The 15,865-nt window shown below is 60.7% G+C and carries 17 protein-coding genes and 1 pseudogene; 8 read left to right on the top strand and 10 right to left on the bottom strand.

Annotated features, from left to right (window positions below; genetic code table 11):
• Positions 1-2 precede the first annotated feature (2 nt).
• From livM to EC919_RS13035, 4 genes are all read left to right on the top strand, one after another.
• Positions 3-1,298 (top strand): high-affinity branched-chain amino acid ABC transporter permease LivM, encoded by a 1,296-nt coding sequence (gene livM, locus EC919_RS13050; RefSeq protein WP_133774503.1) that lies wholly within the window; start codon positions 3-5, stop codon positions 1,296-1,298.
• Positions 1,298-2,173 (top strand): ABC transporter ATP-binding protein, encoded by an 876-nt coding sequence (locus EC919_RS13045; protein WP_133774501.1) that lies wholly within the window; start codon positions 1,298-1,300, stop codon positions 2,171-2,173. The genes livM and EC919_RS13045 overlap by 1 nt, the downstream gene beginning before the upstream one ends.
• Complete coding sequence (locus EC919_RS13040) at positions 2,170-2,886, top strand: ABC transporter ATP-binding protein (RefSeq protein ID WP_065987777.1); 717 nt, start codon at positions 2,170-2,172, stop codon at positions 2,884-2,886. The genes EC919_RS13045 and EC919_RS13040 overlap by 4 nt, the downstream gene beginning before the upstream one ends.
• Positions 2,887-3,657: 771 nt before the next feature.
• Entirely contained in the window at positions 3,658-4,428 is a 771-nt protein-coding gene (locus tag EC919_RS13035; RefSeq protein WP_133774500.1) for an SDR family oxidoreductase, read from the top strand.
• 270 nt (positions 4,429-4,698) lie between these two features.
• Here EC919_RS13035 and EC919_RS13030 read toward each other — a convergent pair whose 3' ends face one another.
• From EC919_RS13030 to EC919_RS13000, 7 genes are all read right to left on the bottom strand, one after another.
• A complete protein-coding gene (locus EC919_RS13030) occupies positions 4,699-5,835 on the bottom strand; it encodes an AGE family epimerase/isomerase (RefSeq protein ID WP_133774498.1) in 1,137 nt (378 codons plus the stop codon).
• A 229-nt stretch (positions 5,836-6,064) separates the two neighbouring features.
• Entirely contained in the window at positions 6,065-6,637 is a 573-nt protein-coding gene (locus EC919_RS13025) for a HupE/UreJ family protein (RefSeq protein ID WP_133774496.1), read from the bottom strand.
• 48 nt (positions 6,638-6,685) lie between these two features.
• On the bottom strand, positions 6,686-7,300 hold the full coding sequence (ureG, locus tag EC919_RS13020) for an urease accessory protein UreG (protein ID WP_120127766.1): 615 nt from the start codon (positions 7,298-7,300) through the stop codon (positions 6,686-6,688).
• A gap of 58 nt (positions 7,301-7,358) precedes the next feature.
• Positions 7,359-8,033: an urease accessory protein UreF gene (locus EC919_RS13015; RefSeq protein ID WP_133774494.1), complete on the bottom strand. Its 675-nt coding sequence runs from the start codon at positions 8,031-8,033 to the stop codon at positions 7,359-7,361.
• Positions 8,030-8,530 (bottom strand): urease accessory protein UreE, encoded by a 501-nt coding sequence (ureE, locus tag EC919_RS13010; protein ID WP_133774492.1) that lies wholly within the window; start codon positions 8,528-8,530, stop codon positions 8,030-8,032. The genes EC919_RS13015 and ureE overlap by 4 nt, the downstream gene beginning before the upstream one ends.
• A 380-nt stretch (positions 8,531-8,910) precedes the next feature.
• Positions 8,911-9,543 (bottom strand): TetR family transcriptional regulator, encoded by a 633-nt coding sequence (locus tag EC919_RS13005; protein WP_133774844.1) that lies wholly within the window; start codon positions 9,541-9,543, stop codon positions 8,911-8,913.
• Between the two features lie 247 nt (positions 9,544-9,790).
• Positions 9,791-10,177, bottom strand: coding sequence for a hypothetical protein (locus EC919_RS13000; RefSeq protein WP_133774490.1), 387 nt, complete (start codon positions 10,175-10,177; stop codon positions 9,791-9,793).
• A gap of 151 nt (positions 10,178-10,328) precedes the next feature.
• Here EC919_RS13000 and EC919_RS12995 point away from each other — a divergent pair, with 151 nt between their 5' ends.
• The gene (locus EC919_RS12995) at positions 10,329-12,398 is read left to right on the top strand and encodes an AsmA family protein (protein WP_133774488.1); all 2,070 of its coding nucleotides are present in this window, start codon (positions 10,329-10,331) and stop codon (positions 12,396-12,398) included.
• Positions 12,399-12,458: 60 nt separating this feature from the next.
• Here the strand turns inward: EC919_RS12995 and EC919_RS12990 are convergent, their stop codons facing one another.
• Positions 12,459-12,992, bottom strand: coding sequence for a ferritin-like domain-containing protein (locus EC919_RS12990; RefSeq protein ID WP_133774486.1), 534 nt, complete (start codon positions 12,990-12,992; stop codon positions 12,459-12,461).
• 334 nt (positions 12,993-13,326) lie between these two features.
• Complete coding sequence (gene osmE, locus EC919_RS12985) at positions 13,327-13,665, bottom strand: osmotically-inducible lipoprotein OsmE (RefSeq protein ID WP_133774484.1); 339 nt, start codon at positions 13,663-13,665, stop codon at positions 13,327-13,329.
• A 171-nt stretch (positions 13,666-13,836) separates the two neighbouring features.
• Between osmE and EC919_RS12980 the strand changes: the two are divergent.
• Positions 13,837-14,039: pseudogene (locus tag EC919_RS12980) on the top strand (triacylglycerol lipase); the annotation flags it as partial.
• Between the two features lie 58 nt (positions 14,040-14,097).
• On the top strand, positions 14,098-14,334 hold the full coding sequence (locus EC919_RS12975) for a hypothetical protein (protein WP_133774482.1): 237 nt from the start codon (positions 14,098-14,100) through the stop codon (positions 14,332-14,334).
• 26 nt (positions 14,335-14,360) lie between these two features.
• Here the strand turns inward: EC919_RS12975 and EC919_RS12970 are convergent, their stop codons facing one another.
• Positions 14,361-15,245, bottom strand: coding sequence for a DMT family transporter (locus tag EC919_RS12970; RefSeq protein ID WP_133774842.1), 885 nt, complete (start codon positions 15,243-15,245; stop codon positions 14,361-14,363).
• A gap of 151 nt (positions 15,246-15,396) precedes the next feature.
• Here EC919_RS12970 and EC919_RS12965 point away from each other — a divergent pair, with 151 nt between their 5' ends.
• Positions 15,397-15,687, top strand: a complete 291-nt coding sequence (locus EC919_RS12965; RefSeq protein WP_122533784.1) for a PsiF family protein — start codon at positions 15,397-15,399, stop codon at positions 15,685-15,687.
• Positions 15,688-15,865: the final 178 nt, after the last annotated feature.

Genomic DNA, 15,865 nt, shown 5'->3' with positions numbered 1-15,865 from the left:
CCATGTCTGCACCTACTAAACCCATTGATATCAAACAAAGCCTGATCGACGCGGTGATCGCCGGGCTGCTGGCGCTGATCGTGTTCGGCCCGATCGTCGGCATCGTGCTGGACGGCTACGGCTTCAACCTGCAACCGGGCCGCGTCGCCGTGCTGGTGGGCGTGGTCGTTGTCGGTCGTTTCTTCATGAGCCTGTTCCTGCAGACGCCGAGAGGCGTGGCCATCGCGCAGAGTTTTGAAAGCTCGGGCTCCGGCGTGCACGTGCTGCCGCCGGGCTACAAGACGCGCCTGCGCTTCATCATTCCGCTGATGATCCTGATCGCCGTGATTTTCCCGATCTTTGCCGACAAGTACGTGCTGACCGTGGTCATCCTCGGCCTGATCTACGTGCTGCTGGGCCTGGGCCTTAATATCGTGGTCGGCCTCGCCGGTCTGCTCGACCTGGGTTATGTCGCCTTCTATGCGATTGGCGCGTACGGCCTGGCGCTGGGTTATCAATATCTTGGCCTGGGCTTCTGGTCGGCGTTGCCGCTGGCAGCCATTGCGGCGGCGCTTGCGGGTTGCATCCTCGGCTTCCCGGTGCTGCGCATGCACGGGGATTATCTGGCGATCGTGACCCTGGGCTTCGGCGAGATCATTCGTCTGGTGCTCAATAACTGGCTGTCGTTCACCGGCGGACCTAATGGCGTGCCGGTGCCTTCGCCGACCTTCTTCGGTCTGGAGTTCGGGCGTCGCGCCAAGGACGGCGGCATCCCGATCCACGAGTATTTCGGCTTCGAATACAACCCGGACCTCAAATTCATCTTCATCTACACCGTGCTGTTTCTTGTCGTGCTGGCTGTGCTGTACGTCAAGCATCGCTTGACCCGCATGCCGGTCGGCCGCGCGTGGGAAGCACTGCGTGAAGACGAAATCGCCTGCCGCTCGATGGGCCTGAATCACGTACTGGTCAAGCTGTCGGCCTTCACCATCGGCGCCTCGACGGCCGGTCTGGCCGGTGTGTTCTTCGCCAGCTATCAAGGCTTCGTCAACCCGACCTCGTTCACCTTCTTCGAGTCGGCGCTGATCCTCGCCATCGTCGTGCTCGGCGGCATGGGCTCGACGGTCGGCGTGGTCATCGCGGCCTTTGTGCTGACCGTCGCGCCGGAACTCTTGCGCAGCTTCGCGGAATACCGCGTCTTGCTGTTCGGCATCCTCATGGTGCTGATGATGATCTGGCGTCCGCGTGGCCTGATTCGCATCAGCCGTACCGGCGTGCAGCCACGCAAAGGCGTGCTGGCCAACGTGGAGGGCGCGTGATGAGCGACGAAATCGTTCTGTCCGTCGACAACCTGATGATGCACTTCGGCGGCATCAAGGCCCTCAGCGATGTCAGTCTGCAAGTGCGGCGCAACTCGATCTTTGCATTGATCGGGCCCAACGGCGCCGGCAAGACCACGGTGTTCAACTGCCTGACCGGCTTTTACAAAGCCACCGGCGGGCGCATCGAGCTCAACGCGCGGGGCAAGAAGACCAACGTCATTCAGTTGCTCGGCGAGCAGTTTCGCGCCGCCGACTTCGCTTCGCCCAAGCGCTTCGGTAGCCGGCTGTACTACAAGATGTTTGGCGGCACGCACTTGGTAAACCGTGCAGGGCTTGCGCGTACTTTCCAGAACATTCGCCTGTTCAAGGAAATGTCCGTCGTCGAGAACCTGCTCGTCGCGCAGCACATGTGGGTCAACCGCAACATGCTCGCCGGCATCCTCAACACCAAGGCTTACCGCAAGGCCGAAGACGACGCGATGAACACCGCGTTCTACTGGCTCGAAGTGGTGGATCTGGTGGACTGCGCCAACCGTCTGGCCGGTGAGCTGTCCTACGGCCAGCAACGTCGTCTGGAGATCGCGCGGGCGATGTGCACGCGGCCGCAGGTCATCTGCCTGGACGAGCCGGCAGCTGGTTTGAACCCACAGGAAACCGAGGCGTTGAGCGGCATGATTCGCCACCTGCGCGACGATCACGACATGACCATTGTGCTGATCGAACACGACATGGGCATGGTCATGGGCATTTCCGACGACATCGTCGTGCTCGACCACGGCAACGTGATCGCCAAGGGCAAACCGGAGCAGATCCGCAACGATCCAAAAGTGATCGCCGCGTACCTGGGCGCTGATGAAGAGGAGTTGGTATGAGTAAGCCGATCCTCGAACTGAAAGAGATCGACGTGTATTACGGGCCGATTCAGGCCCTGAAGAAAGTCTCGATGCACATTGACGAGGGCGAGACGGTCAGCCTCATCGGCTCCAACGGCGCGGGTAAATCCACGCTGCTGATGTCGATCTTCGGCCAGCCGCGCGCCGCCAGCGGCCAGATCATCTACCAGGGCACTGACATCACCCACAAGTCGTCGCACTACATCGCGTCCAATGGCATCGCGCAATCGCCGGAAGGCCGCCGCGTGTTCCCGGACATGTCGGTGGAAGAGAACCTGATGATGGGCACCATCCCCATCGGCGACAAACACGCCAGCGAGGACATGCAACGCATGTTCGAGATGTTTCCGCGGCTCAAGGAACGTCGCAACCAGCGGGCAATGACCATGTCCGGCGGCGAGCAGCAAATGCTCGCCATCGCGCGCGCGTTGATGAGCCGTCCCAAGTTGCTGCTGCTGGACGAGCCGAGCCTGGGGCTGGCGCCGATCATCGTTAAGCAGATCTTCGCGACGCTGCGTGAGCTGGCGCAGACCGGCATGACCATCTTTCTGGTCGAGCAGAACGCCAACCATGCGCTGAAGCTGTCGGACCGCGCTTACGTGATGGTTAACGGCGAGATTCGCCTGACGGGCACGGGTAAGGAATTGCTCACCAATGAGGAGGTCAGGAACGCCTATCTCGGCGGTCACTGATTCCTGATCACTGCTGTAAAAACAAGCCCCGGGTGGATAACTTCCGGGGCTTTTTTATCGCGGATCCGAATTGTGGAAAACAATTTTGAGCACCTGCGAAAACGCGACATATAGCCGCTGCAAATCGCTGTTTTGTCACGCTTTTGACTTGTTCAGTTTTACTGTGGAAGTGACTGTGAATAAGTTGGGAGCAGCTGGCTGTAGGCCTTGTTTTACGTGGCTTGCAGCCTGCTGATCAATATTTGACCAGTTGTTCCAGCCGGTATTTCGTTGGGGTTTGTCAACGTTGTTGTGGCTGGTTTTTTATACAGTCTTTATGTGGTGCCAGCCTGTGGATAAGTCTGTGTGCAACCGTTGGAAAGACCGCCGCAGATACCGCAATCTGTGGTCTGGAGCATGCATTCCTGTCCACACACCCAAGTCTTGGAAAAATTCGACGGCAGATGGCCCATGGCCGGTCAAGTAAAAACATCGTGCAAGTTACCCACACGCCCCGTATGCCGGGACTTTCGGCATTTCGAGTTGCCCCCAGAAAATGGTTGCCTGACTGTGGATAAGGTGGGCAAAAGTGTCTGCAGGCCGCATGGCACAAGGCGTTGGAATGATTGGTTGTTTTTTATACAGCGAAGCACGGGTAGGACGATGTTGCGGATGGTGCTTGATCCCAGCCTGCGTGGGCGGGCATTCTCCAGAACCTTCCTACGCGCAACACTGCTTGCGCGACATTCCCGCTTGGCTTGATAAGCCCGCATCGTTAGTCAGGAGAAAGAAATGACCTCTACCGTATTCATTACCGGGGCCACTTCCGGGTTTGGCGAAGCCTGCGCCCGTCGTTTTGCCGAGGCGGGCTGGTCGCTGGTGCTGACCGGTCGCCGTGAAGACCGCTTGCAGGCGCTGAGCACTGAGTTGTCGAAACAGACCAAGGTGCACACCCTGACGCTGGACGTGCGCGATCGCGAGGGCGTGGAGCGCGCCGTGGAAAGCCTGCCGGCTGAATTCGCAAAAATTCGCGGCCTGATCAACAACGCAGGCCTGGCGCTGGGGATCGATCCTGCACCCAAGTGCGATCTGGATGATTGGGACACCATGATCGACACCAACATCAAAGGGCTGGTGTACACGACGCGCACGCTGCTTTCGCGTCTGATCGCCTATGGCCGCGGTGCCAGCATCGTCAACCTGGGTTCGGTGGCAGGGAATTATCCGTACCCGGGCGGCAACGTTTATGGCGGCACCAAGGCGTTCGTCGGGCAGTTCTCGCTGAACCTGCGCAATGACCTGGTCGGCACCGGCGTACGGGTGACCAACCTTGAGCCGGGCTTGTGCGAGAGCGAGTTCTCGCTGGTGCGTTTCGGCGGCGATCAGGCCAAGTACGACGCCACCTACGCAGGCGCAGAGCCGATCCAGCCTCAGGACATCGCCGACACCATCTTCTGGATCATGAACACGCCGGCCCACGTCAACGTCAACAGCCTCGAACTGATGCCCGTCAGCCAGACCTGGGCCGGGTTCGCGATTGATCGCAGTCGTAGTGAGAAGTAAGTCGTTTTACTGATGTGATCGTTCCCACGCTCCGCGTGGGAATGCGCTAACCGACGCTCCGCGTCGCCGGTTGCCGGGACGCGGAGCGTCTTGGGCTGCATCCCCACGCAGAGCGTGGGGACGATCATTACGCCGAACCTGTAGGAGCCGGCTTGCTGGCGAACCGGGTGTGTCAGACGCACAAATGCCACTGATCCACCGCATTCGCCAGCAAGCCGGCTCCTACAGGGGCGAGCGTTAAAACGGTTGGCGTCCCAAGGCCGGGGTGCCTCAGGCGTTGAAGTACTCGGCCAGCCCGATGTAGCAGGTCGCCAGGTGATACGGCGTCGTCGACGGCATGTCGCTGCGGCTGACTTGCCCCTGGCTGTCGAGGCACTCGTTCCAGCCGGTGGGGTGCAGGAACCGGGTTTGCAGCGCTTCCAACTGGCGCGCCAGCAGGTGCTCGCTATCAGGTCGTAACGTCAATGCGCGCAGGTATTCAGCCTGGGCCCAGATGCGCTGCGTGCCGTCTTTCACCGAACCATCCACTTCCAGCATCGCCGCGACCGCGCCAGTCGTTTGATCGACGCCCTGTGCCTCGGCGTGGGCGAACGCAGTCTCCAGCGAACGATACAGCGGCGTGCAACGCAGACGCGCGGAGGACGCCAGCAAATAGAACCATTCGAACTGGTGACCCGGCTCGGACCAGTTATCCACAGCGTCCAGCGGTTTCTCCAGCATCACCCCGTGCTCGACATCGACGAAGCGTCGCTGCATGGCTTCTACCAAGGCGTCCAACGCCGCCAGCGTGTCAGCGTCATCGCGTACGGCTAGTGTGCCGAGAAACGCTTCGGCCAGGTGCATCAGCGGGTTCTGCAGCGGGCCGGCGTTCAGCGAAGACCAATCCTCGGCCAGCACGGATTCGTACAAGCCATCGCCATCGGCAAAGCGTTCGGCGACGACGTTCAGCGCGGCATTGAGCACCGACTCCACCAGCGGCTCACGGACCTTGCCCCAGTAATGCGCGCAGGCGAAGACGATGAAGGCGTGGGTGTAGAGGTCCTTGCGGCGATCCAGCGGCGCGCCCTGTGGATCAATGCTGTAGAACCAGCCGCCGTGCTCGGCATCGTGAAAGTGCTGCTGCAACGAACGAAACAGCGCTGCTGCGCGAGTAGCGGCGTCGGGCACGTCGGGGTGATCGATCAGGCTTGAAAACAGAAACAGCTGACGCGCACAGGCCATGGCCCGGTAGCGCTGTGGCGGCAAAGGCCGATGCTCAGCATCAACCGCCTCGAACGGCAGCGCCATCCCGGCATTCCACCCCGGGCCCTGCCACAACGGCACGACCACGCCCATGAAGTGTTGTTGCACCTCGGCGAATAGGGCGGACAGTGAGGACTTGGCGGTAGAGAGGGAAGCGTCAGGCATTGGATGGCGTCACGGCAGGGGCAGATTGCGCGACATGGTAGCAGGAGGTGGGGATCTTGCGTCAGTTGTGGGTATCAGGAGGAGGGCGCTTGGCTACGCCGATGATTCGTGTTCGACATCGGTCCAGTGTAGGAGCGCGCTTGCCCGCGATATCGGTGTGTCAGACAACCTATTTGTCGCTGACAGATCGCAATCGCGGGCAAGCGCGCTCCTACAATGATGCCGTCATCTAGCCCGCGAACAACCATACGCCTGTCGCGGCCGACAACGCACCAGCAACCCGTACCACCGGTGCCGCCGCCGATGGCAGAAACCGCACCACGGCATAACCCGCCGCGTGCAATGCAGCAGTCGCGCCGACAAACCCGAGCGCATAACCCCACGGGCTGGACATCTCCGGCAGCTCCAGGCCATGGGCCACGCCGTGGAACATCGCAAACAGTGCTGTCGCCGCCATTGCAACGAACAGCGGCGGACGTACGGCCAGTGCCACCGCCAGGCCCAGCGCAAAGACCGACGCCGCGATGCCGCTTTCCAGTGCTGGCAATGCCAGGCCTTCAAATCCGAGCAAGCCGCCGATCAGCATGGTGCCGACGAACGTGCACGGCAGCGCCCAGCGCGCGGCGCCTTTTTGCTGTGCAGCCCAAAGCCCCACAGCAATCATCGCCAGCAGGTGATCGATGCCCCCCAGCGGATGGCTGATGCCGGCCACAAGACCGCTTTCATCGTGACCTGGGTGAGCAAAGGCCAGCGCTGGAGCGAGGAGCAGCGCCAACGCGCCGAATACTTTTTTGCCGTTCATGAATGAATTCCTTGCTTCACTTGGGTATGAGCCACTTGGATGTACGAATCAGGCCGCGGTCAGCAGGCCCTGGCGCTCGATGAAGGCGATGATGTCCTCCAGGCCGTGGCCGGTTTTCTGGTTGCTGAACACGAACGGCTTGTCGCCGCGCATCTTCTTCGTGTCGCGGTCCATCATCTCCAGCGATGCACCCACCAGCGGTGCGAGGTCGATCTTGTTGATCACCAGCAGGTCGGATTTGCAGATGCCGGGGCCACCCTTGCGCGGCAGCTTGTCGCCTGCCGACACGTCGATCACATAAATGGTGAGGTCCGACAGCTCCGGGCTGAACGTCGCCGACAGGTTGTCGCCGCCAGATTCGACGATGATCAGGTCCAGTCCCTCGAAGCGCCGATTGAGCTGGTCGACGGCTTCCAGATTGATCGAAGCGTCTTCGCGGATCGCCGTGTGCGGGCAGCCGCCGGTTTCCACGCCGATGATGCGCTCAGGCGCCAGTGCTTCATTGCGCACCAGAAAGTCAGCGTCTTCACGGGTGTAGATATCGTTGGTGACCACCGCGAGGTTGTAGCGGTCGCGCAGGGCCAGGCACAGCGCGAGGGTCAGCGCGGTCTTGCCGGAACCGACCGGACCGCCGATGCCGACGCGCAAAGGTTGGCTGTTCATTCGTTCTCTCCGTTAAGGGTGTTGTGCGGTGCGAGGTGCTGCGGCGATGGCGGCCACCTCATGATCGGAACAGGCGGCTGTACTGCCGCTCGTGGTTCATGCTCGCCAGCGCCAGGCCTAATGGCGCGCTGCCGATGTGTCCAGGGTTCAGTGCGGTCGCGTGTTGCTGGGCGTTTTGCAGCAGTGGCAATAACTCACTGGTCAGGCGCTGGGCGGCTTGCTGCCCCAGTGGCAGGGTTTTCATTAGCACCGCCAACTGGTTTTCCAGCCAGCTCCAGAGCCAGGCGGCGAGTGCGTCCTGAGGACTGATCTGCCAGGCACGCGCGGCCAGTGCCCAACCCAGCGCCAGATGGGGTTCGCCCACACGTTGTAGGAAATCCCGCGCGGGCTGATCCATTTCCGGCAGGCCGTTGAGCAATTGCTGCAGGGAGTAACCCATTTGCCGGCTCTCCAGATGCAACTCGCGGGTTTCGCGGCTGGCGCGATGTTCTTCGCTCAATTGCAGCAGCGTCGCCCAGTCGTCTTCGCCAGCCGCCGCGCAGTGCGCCAGTAAAAGTGGCGCCTCGAAGCGCGCAAGGTTGAGCAGCAACTGGTCACCAATCCAGCGTGCGGCGCTGGACGAATCGTGAACGGTGGATTGCTCGACCGCCATTTCCAGGCCTTGGGAGTAGCTGTAGCCGCCGATCGGCAGTTGCGGGCTGGCCAGACGCAGCAGCGCCCAGGCCGCGTTCACGTGCGCACGCCGAATTGATGAATGCGCGGCGGGTAGTTGAAATCTTCCTCACCGGCGCGCGAGTGGTGGTGGCCGCCGCCGTACGCGCCATGTTCCGGCTGGAAGGGTGCCTCGATGGATTCGGTGGTGGCGCCCAGCTGATCGAGCATGGCCTTGAGCACGTAGTCGTCCAGCAGTCGCAGCCAACCGTCGCCTACTTGCAGCGCCACATGGCGGTTGCCCAGGTGGTACGCCGCGCGGGTCAGTTCGAAGGCGTTGCCGCAGGTCACGTGCATCAGTTTCTCGGGGCGCGCGCAAACACGGACGATCCGGCCGTCTTCGGCCCTGAGGAAATCGCCGTCATGCAGCGGCGGCTGGCCCCGTTCCAGGAACAGCCCGACGTCTTCACCCTCGGCATTGAAACAGCGCAGCCGGCTCTTGCTCCTTGCCTCGAATATCAAATGCAACTCGGCGGCCCATTCAGCCTGAGGTTCGATCCGTTGATGAATCACCAGCATCAGAAAGCTTCCAGCAATGTGCGATGCAATGGCTAGAGCAAGTGCCTTGCCAACAGGCGACCGGGACAGAAATTGCCTGAATACGGTGCAGAGGGCCGAGATTCCAACGGCTCTATGCTCAATGGTGGGGCGTCGCGAAGGGTTGTGCACCGGTATGGTGCGTTTTAGTGGTGGCGCCACTAACAGATACGGCGCTGGAATCTTCTGCGGTGGACGCTAGGTCTTCGCGGGCAAGCGCGCTCCTACAAGGGGCCGCGTTCCAAACTCAGGTTTTCATCGCCTGCGACAACGACTTCCACATCCTCACCGTGATCCAGGTTTGCTATCGCAACCCATTGTAGGAGCGCGCTTGCCCGCGAATGGCCTTCGCAGGCGCTGAGTCACTCAGTACTGCCCAACCCCTGCCAGCGCTTGGCGCCGATGAAGATGAAGCGCAGCTGCTGGGTGATTTTCGCGCGGGGCGTCAGGTGGGCGGCCAATGCCGGCGGAGGCGGGTCGATCAGCTCGGGGAGCATGGCGAACACGCTCTTGACCACCAGGTCGGCCATGACCGAAAGGTCGTCGGTGTTCAGGTGCTGGAATTTGGGCATCGACGCCAGGTCGGTCGCAAGGTCGGCGATGATGCCTTCGCGCAGGGCGCCGAGCGCCTGACGGACTTTCAGCGAGCCGCCGTACTGCTCACGCGCCAAGAACAGGAACTGCGAGCGATTGGCAGCGACGACATCCAGAAAGATGCGGATGGAGGCATCAATGATGCCGGTATCGATGTTGTGGTTGTGGCGCACGCGGCGGATGGTTTCGCGGAAGGTCTGGCCGACCTCGCTGACCAGCGCCAGCCCCAGGTGGTCCATGTCATCGAAATGCCGGTAGAAACCGGTGGGCACGATGCCGGCGGTTTTCGCCACTTCCCGCAGGCTCAGGCTGCCGAAACCGCGCCCGCTCTCCATCAGGCCCCGGGCTGCATCGAGCAGGGCATGGCGAGTCTGCTGTTTCTGTTCGGCGCGGGGCAGCATGGGGCGTGTATCTGATGGACGCATGGGCCGCAACTCTAGCAAATGCGTTTGCGTGGCGTCGAACCCGGTTTACGTCGGGCAATAAAAAGCCCGGCGATCAGGGCCGGGCGGTTCTCATGTTTTTTGTCGTGCCGATTTTTGGGTGATCTGACCGGCCTCTTCCCGGCTGAAGCCGGTCCTACGGGGTGCGCGTGTCTTCCGTAGGACCGGCTTTAGCCGAGAAGCTGTTGACTGCAGCGGCTATCGATCAGGAAACGCGCTGATACTGCTGAATCAGGCGATCAGGCCCATTGTCGGCGACGCGCTGGTATTGATTGATCAATCGATCCGGACCGTCCTGCGCAACGGTCGGCAAACCGGAATGCTGCGTCGCCTTCGCTTCGCCGAGGATCGCTTGTTCGCTGGCAGGCATCGCGAATGCGCTCGAGGCAAGCAGGGAAAGGGTCAGGGCAATCAATTGGCGTTTCATGGAAGGATGCTCGGGTGTAAAGGGTTGTGTGAACGTGCTGCCGATTTTACTGCTGCCCGGTGGATAAAGAAGTTCAGCGGGCTGATGGTGACCATCGACAGAAATGATTCGAATGCCGACCCCTTGCCCGGCGGGCGTTTCAACGGGTTTCAGGTCGATCGCCACGCCCGTCTGGACGTACGGCATGGGCGTGGGGCGGAACTTTTCTGACCCTGAATACAGATTTCATCAAACCGACGCGGCTTTTCTCAGTCGAACCGTTACGACGTACGAGACGCGCCCTGGACGGCGCGTCGGTTTTTGGGGAGACAACGCAATGACGCGAGGCCGTAAAATCTTCGCCTGGACAGCCGCAATCCTGCTGCTGTTGCTGGTGATTCTGATCATTGTGATCGCCACGTTCGACTGGAACCGGCTCAAGCCGACCATCAACGAAAAGGTGTCTGCAGAACTGCATCGCCCCTTTGCCATCAACGGTAATCTGGCCGTGAGCTGGCACCGGGAGCCTGACGAAGGCGGTTGGCGCGCCTGGGTGCCATGGCCGCACCTGTCGGCGGAAGACATCGCCCTGGGCAACCCGGAATGGTCGAAGACGCCGCAGATGGTCACGCTCAAGCGCGTCGACCTGCGCTTGTCTCCCTTGCCGTTGCTGGCGCAACGCGTGGTCATCCCGCGCATCAACCTGACCGAGCCCAACGCGAAAATCGAGCGTCTGGCCGATGGCCGCGCCAACTGGGTGTTTGATCTGCCCAAGAGCGACCCGAACGCCAAGCCGTCGAGCTGGGTGGTCGACATTGGCTCGATCGGCTTCGATAAAGGCTTCGTGAGCTATAACGACCAGAAGATCAACACGGCGGTCGATGTGGTCATCGATATGCTGGGCAAGCCGATTCCCTACAGCGACATCGTCGGCAGCAGCGAGGCGAAGAAGGTCCGGGACAAGGGCGCTTCGGCTCAGGACTATGCCTTCGGCTTTACCGCCAAAGGCCAGTATCACGGCCAGAAACTCAACGGCAGCGGCAAAGTCGGTGGACTGCTGGCATTGAAAGACGCCACGCAACCATTCCCGGTACAGGCCGACGTTAGCGCGGGCGCTCTGCGCGTCGCAATCGCAGGTACCGTCACCGATCCGCAGAACCTCGGTGAACTGGACCTGCGCCTGAAGCTGTCCGGCGACAGCCTGAGCAACCTGTTCCCGCTGACCGGCGTAACCCTGCCGGATTCTCCTCCATACTCCACCGATGGCCGTCTGATCGCCAAGCTGCATGACCCGGCGGGCGCGTCCTTCCAGTACAAGGGCTTCAACGGCAAGATCGGCGACAGCGATATTCACGGCGATCTGGGGTTTGTTGCCAGCGAGCCCCGTCCCAAGCTGACCGGCGCGCTGGTGTCCAATCAATTACTGATGGCAGACCTCAAGCCGCTGATTGGCGCTGACTCCAATGCCGAGCAGAAAACCCGGGGCGGCGCGAGCAAGCAGCCAACGGACAAAGTGCTGCCGGTCGAGGAGTTCAAGACCGACCGCTGGGCCGCCATGGACGCCGACGTGGAGTTCACGGGCAAGCGCATCGTGCAGAGCGCTGACTTGCCGTTCACCGACCTTTACACCCATGTGGTGCTCAGCGATGGCGTGCTGAGCCTGCAGCCGCTGCGCTTCGGTGTGGCGGGCGGCAAGCTCGACGCCGACATCAAGCTCGACGGCCACACCCAGCCGCTGGAGGGGCGCGCGAAGCTCTCGGCTCGGGGCTTCAAGCTCAAGCAGCTGTTCCCGACCTTCGAACCGATGAAAACCAGCTTTGGTGAGCTCAACGGTGATGCTGACCTCAGTGGCCGTGGCAACAGCGTGGCCGCTTTGCTGGGCACGTCCAACGGTGAGCTGAAAATGTTGATCAACGACGGTGCTGTCAGCCGTGGCCTGATGGAGATTGCCGGGCTGAACGTGGGCAACTACGTGGTCGGCAAGCTGTTTGGCGACAAGGACGTCAAGATCAACTGTGCGGCGACCAATGTAGGCTTCAAGGACGGCCTGGCGAGCACCAAGGTGTTCGTGTTCGATACCGAGAACGCGATCATTTACGTCGATGGCACGGCGAATCTCAAGACCGAGCAACTGGACATGAAGATCACGCCGGAGTCTAAAGGCTTCAGGGTGTTCTCCCTGCGTTCGCCGCTGTATGTGCGCGGGCCGTTCAGCAAGCCCAGCGCGGGTGTCCAGTCAGGTCCGTTGCTGCTGCGTGGCGCGGGCATGGTGCTGTTGGGCGCGGCAGTCGGGCCGGCGGCGGGATTGCTGGCGCTGGTAGCACCGAGCAGCGGCGACGCGCCCAACCAGTGCACCCCGTTGCTGGAGCAGATGCGTTCGGGCAAGGCGCCGAAGACGGTGAAGTGAGTTCGCCGCCACAAAAAAGCCAGGGCATGTGCCCTGGCTTTTTGTATTGCGTAGTACGTATCAGAGACCGTCGAGCAGGTCGGCCATGTCGTCGGCGTGCTCTTCTTCCTGCGCCAGGATCTCTTCGAAGATGCGGCGGGTGGTTGGGTCTTGATCGCCGATGTACTGAATGATCTCGCGATAGCTGTCGATCGCAATGCGCTCGGCCACCAAATCTTCGGTGATCATCTCTTTCAAGGTGTTGCCGGCCACGTACTGGGCGTGGGAATTCTTGCTCAGGAGGTCCGGGTTGAATTCCGGCTCGCCGCCCAGCTGCACGATGCGCTCGGCCAGCTTGTCAGCGTGTTCAAGTTCCTGATTGGCGTGTTCCAGAAACTCATCAGCGGCGGCGTGGGATTTAATCCCCTTGGCCATGAAGTAATGGCGCTTGTAACGCAAGGTGCAGACCAGTTCGGTCGCCAGCGAGGAGTTCAGTAAACGCAGGACCTCTTCACGGTCACCGTTGTAGCCTTCAGTGACGGCGCCGTCTTCAACGTTTTTGCGCGCGCGCTCTCGCAACGTGGCGACATCGGTCATAGGGTGCAGGTTAATCATCAGATTTCTCCAGGGCTGTTCCGGTTTTTTTCCGTCGCGCTCTGTTGCGCCATGCCTAAGCAGGCGCCCGGCAGGATCGGGGTCTTAAGGTGTGAGTGGTGGGCACTGGCAAAAGTTTGATTTTTTGTTCGGGGACTTTTTGACGCGGAGTCAGATTGTCGCAGGGTAGAAGTGATGCGGAGCAAGAGAAATGCGGGATCGAGACAGGGGGTGCGTGCGTCAGGAAAAATAGCCAGCGATCACGGCAGCGACGGGCATCCTGACGATGCCCCGGCGCTCGTGATCGCGAGCAGGCTCATGCAGTCAAGCCCCTATCAAACAAAGGGGCGTCAGATCACATGGCGCGTTCGTTGGCGTCACGCTGTTCGCACGTCATGAAGCCCTTGCTGTTGACGCGGCCATTGTTGTCGAAGGTGACGTAGTAAGCCTGCTGATGGCCTTCACGGTTCAGCACGTAGTTGTTGCAAGTGCCTGGGTGGGCGCGACGCTGAACAGTCGTCGATGGCGTGCCGCCGATGGTCAGGACTTGTTCCTTGGTCATGCCTTCTTCGACTTGCTTGACCAGCGGCTCATTGCGATAGGTCGCGTAATCAACCGGGTTTGGCAGGGTGGTCGATGCGCAACCAGCCAATGCGGCCATGGAAATCACTACTGCCAGGGATTGCTTGAACATTCGAATCGCTCCGCGAAAAGGCCATTGTTGGCCCGTTGCTGTTAGGAGCGTTGAAGACACAAAAGAGTTCGATCAAATTGATGGCGATGGGGCATTACCCTTTTCTGTTGTGTTCATGCGCTTCACGGCCACTTTGGCCTGTTTGTCGTTAAATCTCACCGGCCGAAAATTGCTCGCACGTTCGCGAAACACCGAGGTCAATCTGATGGCATGGTCGGGAGATGCAGTTCTCACCCGCGTAAGTCATGGGTAAAGACTGCTTGCTCGACCATTTCGACATCGTCAACCAGCACTTCGGGCTGGTGGGCAAGGGAGCCGATCCCGTGGGGTTGTTCCTTGAACATGCCGCGCGTCTCAAAGCCGCCGGTCTTTGACTTACTTGGCTGTAGTTCGTGATCAGTCGACCCGAGAGGTCGCGTAGGAAGAGATGCGATGAGCGATAAAGAGCTTTATGAAATCGAGTACACGCTGGCCGGTGAGCACCATGTCGATCTGATTGAAAACCTCGACGTCCCGATCATCGAGGTTGTGCACGAGCTGGCGCTCAAGCACAACGTGGCCGTTGAAGATGACCCCTTCGATACAGGTGAAAGCACCATCGGTCTGCCCCATGTGTTGGGCATTACCGATGTGTCGATTCACGCTGCGCAGGATCACGACAAAGCCTGACTGCCGGGTTCATCCGACGGACAGGTTTAACGGATCGCGGCCTTGCGCAGCGGCGTGGTCCAGCGTTCTGCCAGGATTACCCCGCCCAGCGTCAGGGCACCACCGATGAAGTGATAGGACGCCAGCTGCTCGCCCAGCGCGAGCGCGGCAACCAGCGCCGTCAGGATCGGCACCAGGTTGAAAAACAACGTGGTACGGCTTGGCCCCAGGATGGAGATTGCTTTCATCCACAGCAGTGGTGCGAGCATCGAGGTCGGGATGCACGCATAGAGCACCAACGGAATGTTGCTCGCGTTCAGACCGGTTTTCGGGGAAATGATGAACAGCGGAAACAGCGCAACGATCGCCACCAGAATCTGCAGATAGAGCAGCTGCAACGGCGGCATGCGTAATTGCCACTTCTTCAGCAGCGTGCTGTAGGTGGCGTAGGCCAGTGTCGCGACGAGCATCATGACGTCGCCGACGTTGATGCCGCGGGCAATCAGCAAGCTCCAGCTCCCTTGAGACACCACCCACAACACGCCCGCAAACGACACGAATGCGCCCACCAGCGCGCCTGCGGTCAGCCGGGTGCCAAGACTGGCGATCGACATGCCCAGAGTCATCACCGGCACCAACGACAGAATGATGCCCATGTTGGTGGCCGTCGTGATGTTCGCCGCGTAGTACGCCAGGCTCTGATAAATCGCCATGCCCAGCACGCCCAGCACCACGACTTTGCCGATGATGGGCCTGATCTGCGCCCGATTGCGCAGCACGGGAGCGAGCAGAAACGGCGTGAACAGCAAGCCTGCCAGCAACCAGCGATAGAACCCGATTTCGGCCGGAAAGATACGCCCGGCGGCGGCCTTGGTGATGACGTTGTTGCCCGCCCAGATCATGACGGTCAGCAGTGGATAAAGGTATTGCATGGGCGAACCGGCTTCTGAATGAGGCGCCATTATCGGCTTGCCAGTCGGCACGTCCAGCGCACGCTGCGCATTTGCAGAAATATGCAGCAACATTCTTTGGCTACACTGCTTTCAAAGCCATGCAGATGCGTGGTGCTTCCGGAGAAAACCGATGACGATGCTGCGTATTCCTCTGCTGGTGATGGGCCTGTTGTTGAGCGCCCAGGGTTTTGCCGCCACCGCGCAACAAAACAAGATGACCACCTGCAACGCCGATGCCTCGGCCAAGTCCCTGAAGGGCGACGAGCGCAAGGCGTTCATGAGCACTTGCCTGAAGGCCGCGCCTGCGCCGGCCGCCACTCAGCAGGAGAAGATGAAAACCTGCAACGCCACGGCCAGCACCCAGGCGCTCAAGGGCGATGCGCGCAAGGCCTTTATGAGCGATTGTCTTAAAAAGAAATAATTCTGCGATCCGATTTCGGGCGCTGAAATGCGGCGCCAGCCCCTGCACTTTCTGCGATTGCGGCCGATGACCCGGTTTGCAATCGCAGCCTCCTCACGCTTGAGCCCTCAAGGGCTTCCGCGTCGCTGGTTCTCCACTCAGAACGCTGGCAGACTGCCCATCCTTCACGCCGCTCGTT

Origin of the sequence: Pseudomonas graminis (genome assembly GCF_004364335.1) — a bacterium.
Classification (GTDB): domain Bacteria; phylum Pseudomonadota; class Gammaproteobacteria; order Pseudomonadales; family Pseudomonadaceae; genus Aquipseudomonas; species Aquipseudomonas graminis_D.
Note: the sequence above shows the minus strand (reverse complement) of the source record. Positions and strands in the feature narration are given on the sequence as shown.